Source organism: Pseudomonas rossensis (genome assembly GCF_039888995.1).
GTDB lineage: Bacteria > Pseudomonadota > Gammaproteobacteria > Pseudomonadales > Pseudomonadaceae > Aquipseudomonas > Aquipseudomonas rossensis.
Genome location: NZ_JBBWCB010000028.1, coordinates 13,139 through 28,216 on the forward strand (window position 1 = coordinate 13,139; position 15,078 = coordinate 28,216).

At 59.6% G+C, this 15,078-nt stretch carries 14 protein-coding genes and 1 tRNA gene; 9 read left to right on the forward strand and 6 right to left on the reverse strand.

Annotated elements, in window-relative coordinates:
* The first annotated feature begins 50 nt into the window (after positions 1-50).
* From arcC to WLY71_RS10305, 9 genes are all read left to right on the forward strand, one after another.
* The gene (gene arcC / locus WLY71_RS10265; protein WP_347803471.1) at positions 51-980 is read left to right on the forward strand and encodes a carbamate kinase; all 930 of its coding nucleotides are present in this window, start codon (positions 51-53) and stop codon (positions 978-980) included.
* 12 nt (positions 981-992) lie between these two features.
* The gene (locus WLY71_RS10270) at positions 993-1,355 is read left to right on the forward strand and encodes a DUF5064 family protein (RefSeq protein WP_347803472.1); all 363 of its coding nucleotides are present in this window, start codon (positions 993-995) and stop codon (positions 1,353-1,355) included.
* Between the two features lie 127 nt (positions 1,356-1,482).
* Positions 1,483-2,991 carry a sigma-54-dependent transcriptional regulator gene (locus WLY71_RS10275; RefSeq protein ID WP_347803473.1) on the forward strand — a complete coding sequence of 503 codons (1,509 nt, stop codon included), beginning with the start codon at positions 1,483-1,485 and terminating at the stop codon, positions 2,989-2,991.
* Positions 2,992-3,368: 377 nt separating this feature from the next.
* A complete protein-coding gene (gcvH, locus tag WLY71_RS10280; RefSeq protein ID WP_347803474.1) occupies positions 3,369-3,752 on the forward strand; it encodes a glycine cleavage system protein GcvH in 384 nt (127 codons plus the stop codon).
* Positions 3,753-3,764: 12 nt separating this feature from the next.
* Entirely contained in the window at positions 3,765-6,632 is a 2,868-nt protein-coding gene (gene gcvP, locus WLY71_RS10285) for an aminomethyl-transferring glycine dehydrogenase (protein WP_347803475.1), read from the forward strand.
* Positions 6,633-6,834: 202 nt separating this feature from the next.
* Positions 6,835-8,211 carry an L-serine ammonia-lyase gene (locus WLY71_RS10290; RefSeq protein ID WP_347803476.1) on the forward strand — a complete coding sequence of 459 codons (1,377 nt, stop codon included), beginning with the start codon at positions 6,835-6,837 and terminating at the stop codon, positions 8,209-8,211.
* A gap of 38 nt (positions 8,212-8,249) precedes the next feature.
* On the forward strand, positions 8,250-9,374 hold the full coding sequence (gcvT, locus tag WLY71_RS10295) for a glycine cleavage system aminomethyltransferase GcvT (RefSeq protein ID WP_347803477.1): 1,125 nt from the start codon (positions 8,250-8,252) through the stop codon (positions 9,372-9,374).
* 402 nt (positions 9,375-9,776) lie between these two features.
* Complete coding sequence (locus WLY71_RS10300) at positions 9,777-9,989, forward strand: cold-shock protein (protein ID WP_003227496.1); 213 nt, start codon at positions 9,777-9,779, stop codon at positions 9,987-9,989.
* A 96-nt stretch (positions 9,990-10,085) separates the two neighbouring features.
* Positions 10,086-10,574 (forward strand): RDD family protein, encoded by a 489-nt coding sequence (locus WLY71_RS10305; RefSeq protein WP_111451447.1) that lies wholly within the window; start codon positions 10,086-10,088, stop codon positions 10,572-10,574.
* A gap of 134 nt (positions 10,575-10,708) precedes the next feature.
* Here the strand turns inward: WLY71_RS10305 and nadA are convergent, their stop codons facing one another.
* The 6 genes from nadA to pal all read right to left on the reverse strand — a co-directional run bounded on the left by nadA (position 10,709) and on the right by pal (position 15,029).
* On the reverse strand, positions 10,709-11,767 hold the full coding sequence (gene nadA, locus WLY71_RS10310; RefSeq protein ID WP_347803478.1) for a quinolinate synthase NadA: 1,059 nt from the start codon (positions 11,765-11,767) through the stop codon (positions 10,709-10,711).
* Between the two features lie 271 nt (positions 11,768-12,038).
* A tRNA-Lys gene (locus tag WLY71_RS10315) sits at positions 12,039-12,114 on the reverse strand.
* 63 nt (positions 12,115-12,177) lie between these two features.
* Positions 12,178-12,870 (reverse strand): 7-cyano-7-deazaguanine synthase QueC, encoded by a 693-nt coding sequence (gene queC / locus WLY71_RS10320; protein WP_347803479.1) that lies wholly within the window; start codon positions 12,868-12,870, stop codon positions 12,178-12,180.
* Between the two features lies 1 nt (position 12,871).
* On the reverse strand, positions 12,872-13,519 hold the full coding sequence (gene queE, locus WLY71_RS10325) for a 7-carboxy-7-deazaguanine synthase QueE (RefSeq protein WP_129437837.1): 648 nt from the start codon (positions 13,517-13,519) through the stop codon (positions 12,872-12,874).
* A gap of 166 nt (positions 13,520-13,685) precedes the next feature.
* The gene (gene ybgF / locus WLY71_RS10330) at positions 13,686-14,525 is read right to left on the reverse strand and encodes a tol-pal system protein YbgF (protein ID WP_347803480.1); all 840 of its coding nucleotides are present in this window, start codon (positions 14,523-14,525) and stop codon (positions 13,686-13,688) included.
* A gap of 6 nt (positions 14,526-14,531) precedes the next feature.
* Positions 14,532-15,029, reverse strand: a complete 498-nt coding sequence (gene pal, locus WLY71_RS10335) for a peptidoglycan-associated lipoprotein Pal (RefSeq protein WP_131059800.1) — start codon at positions 15,027-15,029, stop codon at positions 14,532-14,534.
* Between the last annotated feature and the right edge of the window lie 49 nt (positions 15,030-15,078).

Below are 15,078 nucleotides of genomic sequence, written 5' to 3' on the forward strand. Positions count from 1 at the left end.
AGGGGACGCCCCGGGGCATCCGCAAATTCTCTGTTTAGAAGGACTGCATTATGCGTATCGTCGTTGCTCTGGGCGGTAACGCCCTGCTCCGCCGTGGTGAACCGATGACCGCGGACAACCAACGGGCCAACATCCGGATCGCCACCGAACAAATCGCCAAAATTTATGCCGGCAATGAACTGGTGATCGCCCACGGTAATGGCCCCCAGGTTGGCCTGCTGTCGCTGCAAGCGGCGGCCTACACTTCGGTTTCGCCTTACCCGCTGGACGTGCTCGGTGCCGAAACCGAAGGCATGATCGGCTACATCATCGAACAGGAACTGGGCAATCTGCTGGACTTCGAAGTGCCCTTCGCCACACTCCTGACCCAAGTCGAAGTCGACGCCAAGGACCCGGCGTTCCAGAATCCGACCAAACCCATCGGCCCGGTCTACGCCAAGGCCGAAGCGGAAAAACTTGCCGCCGAAAAAGGCTGGGCGATTGCCCCGGACGGTGACAAATTCCGCCGCGTAGTGGCCAGCCCGAGACCGAAACGCATCTTCGAAATCCGCCCGATCAAGTGGCTGCTGGAAAAAGGCAGCATCGTGATTTGCGCCGGCGGTGGCGGCATCCCGACGGTGTATGGCGCCCACGGCAAGCTGCAAGGCGTGGAAGCGGTGATAGACAAAGACCTGTGCTCGGCGCTGCTGGCCGAACAGCTCGAGAGCGATCTGCTGGTGATTGCCACCGACGTCAGCGCGGCCTTCATCGACTTCGGCAAACCGACCCAGAAAGCCATCGCCCAGGCTCACCCGGACGATATGGAAAAACTCGGCTTCGCCGCCGGCTCCATGGGGCCGAAGGTTCAAGCCGCCTGCGAGTTCGCGCGCCACACTGGAAAAGTCGCGGTGATCGGTTCACTCTCGGACATCGAAGCGATCGTCCAGGGCAAGGCCGGCACGCGGATCAGCACGGCGACACCTGGCATAACTTATTTATAAGGAGAGACGTCAATGGCAACGTTCGAGCCCGGTCACTTGCACATCGAGCGCCACGCGCTGAACAAGGATGATGTCAGCTACGACCTGTGTATCGACTATGAAGTGACTCAGGATCCCAAAGAAGGCAAAGGGATGCTGTTCACGATGCATGGCAGCATCGAGGGTAGTGATTTGAAGGAGTCATTCTTCCTGCCCAAGGATCAGGCCTACAACTTCGCCAGCAACGTGACGAAAATCGCCGAGAAGTACGGCCTTCCCAAGGTGCACAGCAACATCGGTTCCGTGCACAAATACTACGATGCGATGTTCGAAGACGTACGGGTGCAACTGGACATGAAATCCGGCGATCCGGTCAAACCCGAACACCTGGAGTAACTCACTCCCCTCTGTAGGAGCCGGCTTGCCGGCGCCTACAGGTGGTGTTTCCATCACTCGATTTCACCAACCACCCTGCTCCAAGGCATACTTGCCACCCTCCGCACGTCAGATTGAAAACCGCCCCATGCGTATCCACGTCAGCTTCATCGACCGCGTCGGCATTACCCAGGAAGTCCTGGCCTTGCTCGGTGGGCGCAATCTCAATCTGGATGCGGTGGAAATGGTTCCGCCCAACGTCTACATCGACGCCCCGACGCTGAGCCCGGAAGTCCTCGAAGAGCTGCGCGATGCGTTGTTCAGCGTGCGCGGCGTGCAAGCGGTGACGGTGGTCGACATTCTTCCCGGTCAGCGTCGGCACCTGCAGCTTGATGCGCTGCTCGCGGCCATGACCGACCCGGTCCTGGCGCTGGACAGTGCCGGCAAGGTGCTGCTGGCCAACCCGGCACTGATTGCCCTGTACGGTTGCGAGCCTGACGGCGAAAGCATCGCCGACCTGTTCGCCGACCCGGCACTGCTCGAAGCCTTGCTGGAAAACGGCTTCCGCCTGCCGCTGCGGGAAGTCACCGTCAACGGCCAGACGTTGCTGCTGGACGCCACACCGATTACCGACGCCGGCGCCCTGCTGACCCTGTATCAACCGAATCGCATTGGCGAACGCCTCTCAGCGCTGCACCACGACCATGCCGAAGGTTTCGATGCGCTGCTCGGTGAGTCCCCGGCGATTCGGACCCTCAAGGCCCGCGCCCAGCGCGTTGCGGCCCTCGATGCGCCGTTGCTGATCCAGGGCGAAACCGGCACCGGCAAAGAACTGGTGGCGCGTGCCTGCCACGCCATCAGCGCTCGGCACAGTTCGCCATTTTTGGCGCTGAACTGCGCGGCATTGCCGGAGAACCTCGCCGAAAGCGAACTGTTCGGCTACGCCCCCGGCGCCTTCACCGGCGCACAACGGGGCGGCAAACCCGGGCTGATGGAACTGGCCAACCAGGGCACGGTGTTTCTCGATGAGATCGGCGAGATGTCGCCGTACTTGCAGGCCAAGTTGCTGCGCTTCTTGAACGACGGCAGCTTCCGCCGGGTGGGCGGGGATCGTGAGGTAAAGGTCAATGTGCGGATCCTCAGCGCCACGCACCGCGACCTGGAAAAAATGGTCAGCGAGGGTTCGTTCCGCGAAGACCTCTTCTATCGCCTCAACGTCCTGAACGTCGAAGTCCCGCCCCTGCGCGAACGCGGCCAGGACATCCTGCTGCTGGCCCGCTACTTCATGCAGCAGGCCTGCGCGCAGATCCAGCGCCCGGTCTGTCGCCTGGCGCCAGGCACCTATCCGGCACTGCTGGGCAATCGCTGGCCGGGCAACGTGCGGCAATTGCAGAACGTGATCTTCCGCGCCGCCGCCATATGCGAAAGCAGCCTGGTCGACATTGGCGACCTCGATATCGCCGGCACCTCCGTGGCGCGTCAGAGTGACAGCGACGTCGATAGCCTCGAACAGGCGATGGAAGAGTTCGAAAAAACCCTGCTGGAAAAACTCTACGTCAGCTACCCCTCGACCCGCCAACTGGCCAGCCGTTTGCAAACCTCTCACACGGCAATTGCCCATCGGTTACGCAAGTACGGCATTCCCAACAAGCCCTGAGGCCTCACTCGGCTTAGCATTGGAACGCGCGCCCCTGTAGGAGCTGCCGAAGGCGGCTAACCTGTTTTAAAAGCGACCTCCATCTGTACTGAAAGCGCTACAGCGGAACGATATCGCTACACCCTCCCCCGATCACCGCTGTGCAAGGCTTTGATCCACTTAGGCTTTTTTCTTTGCTCCGAGCTGTAGCGACTTCGTTACAGCTCACCATTTCACATCTCCTACAAAAACACCTAAACAATTGATTTATAACAATAAAAATACATTGGCCGCGATTTTGCTTAGCTCTTATAAAAAAGCAGCGCCCATAAAGAAGGGCTTTTGCCCAAGCTTTCAATCGCGTCCACCAGACGAGTCTGGCCCCCTTAGGAGTTTCCATGAGCGAGTTGCGTTTTACTGAAGATCACGAATGGCTGCGTACCGAAGCTGACGGCAGCGTCACAGTCGGCATCACCGCTTTCGCACAGAACGCCCTGGGCGACGTGGTTTTCGTACAACTGCCTGAGCTGCAGTCCTACAACAAAGGCGCTGAAGCCGCCACCGTGGAATCGGTAAAAGCCGCTAGCGGCGTGTACATGCCGCTGGACGGTGAAGTGCTGGAAGTGAACCCGGCGCTGGATAGCAGCCCTGAACTGGTCAACGAAGATCCGCTGGGCGAAGGCTGGTTCTTCCGCTTCCAGCCAACCGATGCATCGGCTGTCGCCAAACTGCTGGATCAAGACGCCTACGACCGTCTGATCAAAGCCAACGCCGAAGCCTGAGGAGCGCCCAACATGACTCAAGTACCTTCTGTTTCTGTAAACGTGACCACCGCCAACGAATTCATCGCCCGCCACATCGGCCCGCGCGCCGGCGACGAGCAAGCCATGCTCAACAGCCTCGGCTTCGACTCGCTGGAAGCCCTGAGCGCCAGCGTCATTCCCGACAGCATCAAGGGCACCAGCGTCCTCGGCCTCGAAGACGGCCTGAGCGAAGCCGACGCCCTGGCCCTGATCAAGTCCATCGCCGGCAAAAACCAGCTGTTCAAGACCTACATTGGCCAGGGTTACTACGGCACGCACACGCCGTCGCCAATCCTGCGCAACCTGCTGGAAAACCCGGCCTGGTACACCGCGTACACCCCGTACCAGCCGGAAATTTCCCAGGGCCGTCTCGAAGCGCTGCTGAACTTCCAGACCCTGATCAGCGACCTCACCGGCCTGCCGATCGCCAACGCGTCCTTGCTCGACGAAGCCACCGCCGCCGCCGAGGCCATGACCTTCTGCAAACGCCTGAGCAAGAACAAGGGCAGCCACGCGTTCTTCGCGTCGGTGCATTGCCACCCGCAAACCCTCGACGTGCTGCGCACCCGGGCCGAGCCGCTGGGCATCGACGTAGTCGTTGGCGACGAGCGTGAACTGAGCGACGTGTCGCCGTTCTTCGGCGCCTTGCTGCAATACCCGGCAAGCAACGGTGATGTGTTCGACTACCGCGCACTGACCGAACGCTTCCACGCCGCCAACGCATTGGTGGCGGTCGCCGCCGACCTGCTGGCCCTGACCGTGCTGACCCCGCCGGGCGAATTCGGTGCCGACGTCGCCATCGGCAGCGCACAACGCTTCGGTGTGCCGCTGGGCTTCGGTGGCCCGCACGCGGCGTATTTCTCCACCAAGGATGCGTTCAAACGCGACATGCCGGGCCGTCTGGTCGGCGTCTCGGTGGACCGTTTCGGCAAGCCGGCCCTGCGCCTGGCGATGCAAACCCGCGAGCAACATATCCGCCGCGAGAAGGCCACCAGCAACATCTGCACCGCCCAGGTGCTGCTGGCCAACATCGCCAGCATGTACGCCGTGTACCACGGCCCGAAAGGCCTGACCCAGATCGCCAATCGTGTGCATCACCTGACCGCGATTCTGGCCCAAGGCTTGAGCGCATTGGGCCTGAGCGTCGAGCAGGAAAACTTCTTCGACACCTTGACCCTGAACACCGGCGCCAACACCGCCCAGCTGCACGAGCAGGCGCGTGCTCAGCAGATCAACCTGCGCGTGGTCGATGGTGAACGTCTGGGCCTGTCCCTCGACGAAACCACTTCGCAAGCTGACGTGGAAACCCTGTGGGCCCTGCTGGCCGACGGCAAAACCCTGCCAGACTTCGCGGCATTGGCTGTAACCGTCCAAAGCACGATCCCAGCCGCCCTGCTGCGTCATTCGCCGATCCTCAGCCACCCGGTGTTCAACCGTTATCACTCGGAAACCGAGCTGATGCGCTACCTGCGCAAACTGGCCGACAAGGACCTGGCGCTGGACCGCACCATGATCCCGCTGGGTTCGTGCACCATGAAACTCAACGCCGCCAGCGAAATGATCCCGGTGACCTGGGCCGAGTTCGGTGCCCTGCACCCGTTCGCCCCGACCGAGCAAAGCGCCGGTTATCAGCAGCTGACCGATGAACTGGAAGCGATGCTGTGCGCCGCCACCGGTTACGACGCGATCTCGCTGCAACCGAACGCCGGTTCGCAAGGTGAATACGCCGGGCTGCTGGCGATTCGCGCCTACCACCAGAGCCGTGGCGAAGACCGTCGCGACATCTGCCTGATCCCCTCGTCCGCCCACGGCACCAACCCTGCGACCGCCAACATGGCCGGCATGCGCGTGGTCGTCACCGCCTGCGATGCCCGCGGCAACGTCGACATCGAAGACCTGCGCGCCAAGGCCATCGAGCACCGCGAGCATCTCGCGGCATTGATGATCACCTACCCGTCGACGCACGGCGTGTTCGAAGAAGGCATCCGCGAAATCTGCGGCATCATTCACGACCACGGCGGCCAGGTGTACATCGACGGCGCCAACATGAACGCCATGGTCGGCCTCTGTGCCCCGGGCAAGTTCGGCGGCGACGTGTCGCACCTGAACCTGCACAAAACCTTCTGCATCCCCCACGGCGGTGGCGGCCCGGGCGTCGGCCCGATTGGCGTCAAGTCGCACCTGACGCCGTTCCTCCCGGGTCACGGCACCATGGAGCGTAAAGAAGGCGCGGTCTGCGCCGCACCGTTCGGCAGCGCGAGCATTTTGCCGATCACCTGGATGTACATTCGGATGATGGGTGGCGCCGGTCTGAAGCGTGCCTCGCAACTGGCGATCCTCAATGCCAACTACATTTCCCGTCGCCTCGAAGAGCACTATCCGGTGCTGTACACCGGCAGCAACGGCCTGGTAGCACACGAATGCATCCTCGACCTGCGCCCGCTGAAAGACAGCAGCGGCATCAGCGTCGATGACGTCGCCAAGCGCCTGATCGACTTCGGCTTCCATGCCCCGACCATGTCGTTCCCGGTGGCCGGCACGTTGATGATCGAGCCGACCGAAAGCGAATCCAAGGAAGAACTGGACCGCTTCTGCGACGCCATGATCCGCATCCGCGAGGAAATCCGCGCAGTGGAAAACGGCACCCTGGACAAGGACGACAACCCGCTGAAAAACGCCCCGCACACCGCGGCGGAAATCGTCGGCGAGTGGACGCATCCGTACAGCCGTGAGCAAGCGGTGTATCCGGTAGCGTCGCTGATCGAAGGCAAGTACTGGCCACCGGTCGGTCGCGTCGACAACGTGTTTGGCGACCGCAACCTGATCTGTGCCTGCCCGTCGATCGAAAGCTACGCTTAAACCATAGGGGGCGGGTTTACTCGCCCCATTTTCAAGGACACCGCATATCCCCTGTGGGAGCGAGCTTGCTCGCGATAGCGGTCTTTCAGTCGACATTGATAGTGAATGTCAGTCTGCTATCGCGAGCAAGCTCGCTCCCACAGGGGCCTGTGCAAAACACCAGATTGCGCCAATTCCTATAACAAGAAACCGGAGAACAACCATGTCTTTAAGCGTGTTCGACCTGTTCAAGATTGGCATCGGCCCCTCCAGCTCCCACACCGTCGGCCCGATGCGCGCTGCGGCACGTTTCGCCGAAGGTTTGCGCCGTGAAGGGCTGCTGACCGCAACCACTTGCGTCAAAGTCGAACTCTACGGATCACTCGGCGCCACCGGCAAAGGCCACGGCAGTGACAAGGCTGTGTTGCTGGGCCTGGAAGGCGAACACCCGGACACCGTGAACACCGAAACCGTCGCCGCCCGTCTGCAAGAGATTCGTGGCAATGGTCGCTTGAACCTGCTCGGCGAACACAGCATTGCGTTCAATGAGAAAGAACATTTGGCGATGATCCGCAAACCGTTGGCCTATCACCCCAACGGCATGATCTTTCGCGCCTTCGACGCCGCGGGCCTGCAAATCCGCAGCCGCGAGTACTACTCGGTCGGCGGCGGTTTTGTGGTCGATGAAGACGCCGCCGGCGCCGACCGTATCGTCGAAGACGTCACGCCACTGACCTTCCCGTTCAAAAGCGCCAAGGACTTGCTCGGTCACTGCGCCACCTACGGCTTGTCCATCAGCCAGGTGATGCTGACCAACGAAAGCGCCTGGCGCCCGGAAGCGGAAACCCGCGCCGGCCTGCTGAAAATCTGGCAAGTGATGCAGGACTGCGTCGACGCCGGTTGTCGTAACGAAGGCATCCTGCCCGGTGGCTTGAAGGTCAAACGTCGGGCGGCCGCGCTGCATCGGCAACTGTGCAAGAACCCGGAATCGTCCCTGCGCGATCCGCTGTCGGTGCTGGACTGGGTCAACCTCTACGCACTGGCGGTCAACGAAGAAAACGCCAACGGCGGGCGCGTGGTGACGGCTCCCACCAACGGTGCGGCAGGGATCGTCCCCGCTGTTTTGCATTACTACATGCGCTTCATCCCCGGGGCCAACGAAGACGGCGTCGTGCGTTTTCTGCTGACCGCGGCCGCGATCGGCATTCTCTATAAAGAAAACGCCTCGATCTCCGGCGCTGAAGTCGGCTGTCAGGGTGAAGTCGGCGTGGCCTGCTCCATGGCCGCCGGCGCCCTGTGCGAAGTCCTCGGCGGCACCGTGCAGCAAGTGGAAAACGCCGCCGAAATCGGCATGGAACACAACCTCGGCCTGACCTGCGACCCGATTGGCGGGCTGGTGCAAGTGCCTTGCATCGAGCGCAACGCTATGGGTTCGGTCAAGGCGATCAATGCGGTGCGCATGGCCCTGCGTGGCGACGGTCAACACTTCGTCTCCCTCGACAAGGTCATCCGCACCATGCGTCAGACCGGCGCCGACATGAAAAGCAAATACAAGGAAACCGCCCGGGGCGGTTTGGCGGTCAACATTATCGAGTGCTGATGCTCACGCGCATTTGCACACTTTTTCAGGAGCTGAATATGTCCACCGAACAACTGTCGAAAACCCCGCTGCACGCACTGCACATCGAACTCGGCGCCCGCATGGTGCCGTTTGCTGGCTACGACATGCCGGTGCAATACCCGCTCGGCGTGATGAAAGAACACCAGCACACCCGTGATCAGGCCGGGCTGTTCGATGTCTCGCACATGGGCCAGATCCGTCTGACCGGCGCCAATGCCGCCAAGGCGCTGGAAAGCCTGGTGCCGGTCGACATCATCGACTTGCCGGTGGGCACGCAGCGCTACGCGATGTTCACCAACGAAACCGGCGGCATCCTCGACGACCTGATGGTCGCCAACCTGGGTAACGACGAACTGTTCCTGGTGGTCAACGCCGCCTGCAAGGACCAGGACCTGGCGCATCTGCGCAAACACATCGGCGACCAGTGCACTATCGAGCCGCTGTTTGAAGAACGCGCCCTGCTCGCTCTGCAAGGTCCGGCCGCCGTCACCGTGCTCGCGCGCCTGGCGCCTGAAGTGGTGAAGATGACCTTCATGCAGTTCGCCCGCGTGAAACTGCTGGGCGTGGACTGCTTTGTCAGCCGTTCGGGCTACACCGGTGAAGACGGTTACGAAATCTCCGTGCCGGCCGCCAACGCCGAAGCCCTGGCTCGCGCCTTGTTGGCCGAACCTGAAGTGGCGGCCATCGGCCTTGGCGCTCGCGACTCCCTGCGCCTGGAAGCCGGCCTGTGCCTCTATGGCCACGACATGAACACCGAGACCACCCCGATCGAAGCCAGCCTGCTGTGGGCCATCTCCAAGCCTCGTCGCGCTGATGGCGCACGTGCCGGCGGCTTCCCTGGCGCTGAAACCGTGTTCGGACAGCAACAAGCCGGTGTCAGCCGCAAGCGCGTTGGCCTGTTGCCTCAGGAACGCACGCCGGTGCGCGAAGGCGCAGAGATCGTCAATGAAGCAGGCGACATCATTGGTGCGGTTTGCAGTGGCGGCTTCGGTCCGACCCTGGGCGGCCCTTTGGCGATGGGTTACGTCGACAGTGCTTACATCGCTCTCGATTCGCCGGTATGGGCGATTGTTCGTGGGAAAAAGGTGCCTCTGCTTGTAAGCAAAATGCCATTTGTTCCACAACGCTACTACCGCGGCTGATTGACTGTTTCTATAAGTAACGCGGTTGCGTTAACAGCGCACTAATGTGTAACGCAACCGCCATAAAACAGTGCATCACTTTACCTGTAAGCTTCGTTTATGAACGTTGCTTATAACGATCGAAAACAATTGAACACGGCGATTCCATTAGCCAACACTAGTTGCGGCATTAACGCCCAGACGCGAGCAAATCCGCGCCCTCCACGGGGCTTGTTTTTTCTCCCGTGGTTGGCGTAGAGTTTATTCACTGTGTTTGCATGGGTCGCTTGGAATCGTGACCTGGGCAGTAGCCTACAAGTTAGCTACATCCCGTTCGACGTCTTCTTACTCTCCTGCAACCAGCCCCAGTACTCTTTCACAAGAAGGAGGCTGTCATTAATTTTTGCGTCAAAGGAATAAGAAATGTCCACACGTCAGAGCGGTACCGTCAAGTGGTTTAACGACGAGAAAGGTTTTGGTTTTATCACTCCAGAAAGCGGTCCGGATCTGTTCGTGCATTTCCGCGCTATTCAGGGCAACGGCTTCAAGAGCCTGAAAGAAGGCCAGAAAGTGACTTTCGTTGCTGTGCAAGGCCAGAAAGGCATGCAGGCTGACGAAGTACAAGCAGAAGCCTGATCTTCTGTAACGAAAAAGCCCCTGATGCTGATATCAGGGGCTTTTTTGTGCGCGTAAATCCGTAAAATGGCTTCTTTTTTCCGTCCAGAGGCTGCCATGTCGAAACATCTTCTCAAACCCCAGGGCGACTTTCCTGCCGTCACCCTGGGTCGTCGCCTGGCAGCGATGTTCTACGACTTCCTGTTGTGTACCGCCCTGCTGATCGTCACCAGCGGGATTTACAAGATGATCCAGATGGCGATCATCGGCGAAGACAAAATGCGCACCCTGACCGAAGCCGGCGCGCTGGACGGCGATCCATTGCTCTCAACGGTGCTGCTGTTTGTGCTGTTCGGCTTCTTCGCCAAGTTCTGGACCTGGTCCGGTCAGACCCTGGGCATGCAGGTCTGGTGCATACGCGTGCAAAACGCCGACGGTTCATCCATCAGCCTGTGGCAGGCATTGCTGCGCTTTGTGGTGTCGATCGCGTCCTTGCTGTGCGTCGGGCTGGGTTTCTTCTGGTCGCTGTTCGACAAACAGAAACGCAGCTGGCATGACATCTACTCCAATACCCAGCTCGTGCGGATTCCAAAGAAAACCAAGTAATCCAGCCATACGAAAACCACTGTGGGAGCGAGCTTGCTCGCGATGGCGGCGTTTCAGTCAACATGTATGTGACTGACAGACCGCTATCGCGAGCAAGCTCGCTCCCACAGTTTTTTGCAACTAGCTGACAGATCTCAGGCGTTGCCGGCTAATTTCATCCGCGCGGCCTGGGTGAAGTCGAGCATGCGCTTGAGCGGCCGAATCGCTTGTGGAATCAGCGCGGGATCGACAAATATCTCGTTAGTCCCTTCCTTCAAGCTCTTGAGCGTGCGCTCAAGGGTATTCATCGCCATCCATGGGCAATGTGCGCAACTGCGGCATGCTGCACCGTTACCGGCCGTTGGCGCTTCGATGAAGACCTTGTCCGGGCACAGCTGCTGCATCTTGTAGAAGATGCCGCGATCGGTGGCGACGATCAGGGTCTGGTTTGGCAGGCTCTGGGCTGCCGCAATCAACTGACTGGTGGAGCCGACGGCATCCGCCAACTCGATCACCGCCGTCGGCGACTCCGGGTGCACGAGAATCGCTGCATCCGGGTACAGCGCCTTCATGTCTTCGAGCTGCTTGGACTTGAACTCCTCGTGAACGATGCAGGCACCGTCCCACAGCAGCATGTCCGCGCCGGTCTGACGCTGGATGTAGGTGCCCAGGTGTTTATCCGGCCCCCAGATGATGGTTTCGCCGTTATCCATCAGGCTTTCGACGATCTCCAGCGCGCAGCTTGAAGTCACCACCCAATCCGCCCGGGCTTTGACCGCCGCCGACGTGTTGGCATACACCACCACGGTACGCTCCGGGTGCTGATCACAGAACGCCGAGAACTCGTCCACCGGGCAACCCAGGTCCAGCGAGCAAGTCGCTTCCAGGGTTGGCATCAGGATGCGTTTTTCAGGGTTGAGGATTTTGGCGGTTTCGCCCATGAACTTCACACCGGCGACCACCACGGTCTTGGCCGGATGAGCATTGCCGAAGCGGGCCATCTCCAGCGAGTCGGAGACGCAACCACCGGTTTCTTCGGCCAGGGCCTGAATAACCGGATCGCAATAGAAGTGAGCAACCAGCACCGCATCCTGAGCCTTGAGCTCGGCAGCGATGGCGGCACGGTAATAGGCCTCCTCCTCGGCAGTCAGCGGCTTGGGCTGCTTGGCGTCGAGGTGGGCTTGAACCAGAAGGCGTTCGGAAATCTGCGTCATGTTCGCAAGACCTGCAGGCGCTTTCGCGCGAAAGTCGAGTATACACCCGGCTCCGGACCCTTCAGGGTACCGCCGGGAGAGTGAGTATCATCAGGCATGGACAACGTTGAAGCTGCGCAAGGCTACAGAATATCCCGTGGATGCAAAAGATGATTCTGACCTGCGTCACGGGTTGCAGCCCGGAACTGGGCGAGCTCAAATCGCGGGCAAAAAAAAATCCGGAAATCCTCACTTGCGTGGGCCTTCCAGACTTTTAAAACTGCTACAAAAATGGTGGGTCGTGTGGGATTCGAACCTACGACCAATTGGTTAAAAGCCAACTGCTCTACCAACTGAGCTAACGACCCGCTGTGTGGTGGCGCGTATAATACTGATTTTTAAGGACTATTCAACACCTAATTTGAAATAAATCAAAAATAAGGTGTTGGGTCGCTGATTCCGGCTGCCGCAAAGCCTTCTGCACGCAGGCGGCAGCTGTCGCATTTGCCGCATGCGCGGCCATTATCGTCGGCCTGATAGCAGGAAACAGTCAGCCCGTAATCAACACCCAGCTTCACGCCTGCCTGGACAATTTGCGCCTTGCTCAGGTTCTGCAGTGGTGCCTGAATACGAAAGCCCAGCCCCTCTACGCCGGCCTTGGTCGCCAGATTGGCCATGCGCTCGAAAGACTCGATGAACTCGGGACGGCAGTCTGGGTATCCGGAGTAATCCACGGCGTTCACACCAATAAAGATGTCACGCGCGCCCAGCACTTCAGCCCAGCCCAGAGCCAGGGACAGGAACACCGTGTTGCGCGCCGGCACGTAAGTTACCGGGATGCCTTCGCCCGCCACTTCCGGCACATCGATACTGCTATCGGTCAGTGCAGAACCGCCGATGCCATTCAGGTTCAGACCGATGACCTTGTGTTCGATAACACCCAAGTCTCGGGCGACACGTTCGGCGGCGTGCAATTCGGCGTGAGACCGCTGACCGTAGTCGAAGCTCATGGTGTAGCAGCTGTAGCCTTCAGCACGAGCCATGGCCACAACGGTCGCGGAGTCGAGGCCGCCGGACAGCAGGATGACCGCACGTTTTTCAGCAGTGTTCAGTTGTTCAGTCATTTCAGCGCCCCGGCTCGTCATTCCACAGATATTTATGCAACTGCAATTGCAGACGCACTGGCAGGTTGTCCGCCACCACCCAGTCAGCCAGGTCCCGTGCATTGAGGTCATGGTGACTTGGCGAAAACAGGACTTCACCGGCGCGCTGATCCAGACCGTACTGGATCAGCTTGGACACGGCCCAGTCATAGTCTTCTCGCGAGCAGATGACGAACTTCACCTGATCGTTGCGCGTGAGCAGTTCGATGTTCTCGTAGCGGTTGCGATGGGCTTCTTTCGAACCCGGGGTTTTCAGGTCGACGACGCGACTGACCCGTGGATCGACCGCCGAGATATCCAGGGCGCCGCTGGTTTCCAGCGAGACCTCGTAACCGGCGTCACACAACTGCTTGAGCAATGGGATGGCGTTGGGTTGTGCCAACGGCTCGCCGCCGGTGACACAGACGTAACGCGGACGAAAACCAGCCACTTGCTCAAGAATGTCGTCGAGCGTGCGAATGGTGCCGCCAGTGAATGCATAAGCGCTGTCGCAGTATTGGCAACGCAATGGGCAACCGGTCAGACGCACAAAAACAGTGGGCAGCCCGGCAGTCCGCGTTTCACCCTGCAACGAGTAGAAAACTTCGGTGATTCTCAATGTGTCTTGCATAGTCGCCACGGGCATAACAGCTAAACAGGCTGTCCGCCTCCGTCAGGCACTTCAAGGAACCCCGCCACCGCGCAGATCCCAAAAAGCGTGTTTCATAAAAAGGGCGTGAATTCTAACGAAAAAACCCGCGACAAGCGCGGGTTTCTTCGAAACAGGTCAAGCAGCCTTACATTTTCTGCAGATCACGCTGAGCCAGCTGAGCAGCGGAAGTGCCCGGGTATTGCGACACAACCTGTTGCAGAATGCCTTTGACCTTGTCGGGGTGACCAAGGCGGCGCTCTACATCAGCCAGCTTGTACAGCGAATCAGGCACTTTTGGATGCTTGGGGTACAGCTGTGAAACCTTGGCAAAAGCCTGACCCGCACCTTGCAGATCGCCTTTGGCCAAGTTCACTTCGCCCAACCAGTACTGGGCATTACCCGCGTACTGACTGTTCGGGTACTTGCGCAGGAATGCGGCAAAAGCCTGGCTGGCCTTGTCGAAATCCTTGGCTTTGATCAGGTCGAAGGCTGCATCGTAATACAGTTTTTCCTTCGCCGGATCAGCCGGTTCGCTACCCGCGGCAGGTGCCTGAGCGGCTGCCGCTCCTGCGGCTGCGCCCACTGCCGCACCGGGGGCATTCAAACTGCCACCGGTGGAAGAATTATCAGGAGTCGCGGCTGGTGCAACGCCGGTTCCTATGCGCCGATCAAGATCCTGATATCGCTCCAGGTTCTCTTGCTTCATGCGCGCTACATCATTTTGCAGAACTTCGATGATGCCTTGTTGGCGCGAGATCTGCTCCTGCATCGATTGCAGTTGGTTGAACAGCTCGCCCTGTGCCGAGACAGGGGCCGAAACCCCTCCCCCGGCATAGGAGCCGTTCGTACCGTAACCCGCAGGCGGATTACTAGTCCCGCTATTGTTATAGCCGGAGTCGTTATCGACCACAGGAACCGCAGCCCACACCGCAAGCGGTGCGAGGCTGAGAGCCAAAACAGTTACAGCACGACGGCACGTTCGCATGACGAATTACTTACGCAGTTCGACGCGACGGTTTTGAGCCCAGGACTGCTCGTCGTTGCCGGTAGCAACTGCACGCTCTTCGCCGTAGGAAACCAGTTCCAGCTGAGCTGGGGAAACACCTTGCAGTACCAGGTAACGCTGAACGGCTTTCGCACGACGCTCGCCCAGTGCCATGTTGTACTCACGAGTACCACGTTCGTCGGTGTTGCCTTCCAGAACAACGCGAGCGCCGTTTGCTTTCAGGTCTTTGGCGTGAATGTCCAGGGAGCGCATGGCTTCTGGCTTCAGATCCGAACTGTCGTATTCGAAGTAGAAAGTGGTGATTGCGCGCAGAGCAGCTTCTTCGCTCAGGGAGCCGTCAACTGCACCAGTGTTTGCGCCGTAACCAGCGTTTGGATCTACAGCGCCTTCACCGGCATTGTCGCCGCCTTTGGACGAGCAACCTACAGCTACAGCCATGGCCAGAGCCAGCGCAGCAAATTTACCAAACTTCAGCATTTCCATCGTGAAACTCCTAATGAACCCCAGTGTGTTAAGTACAACGTGTAGCGCC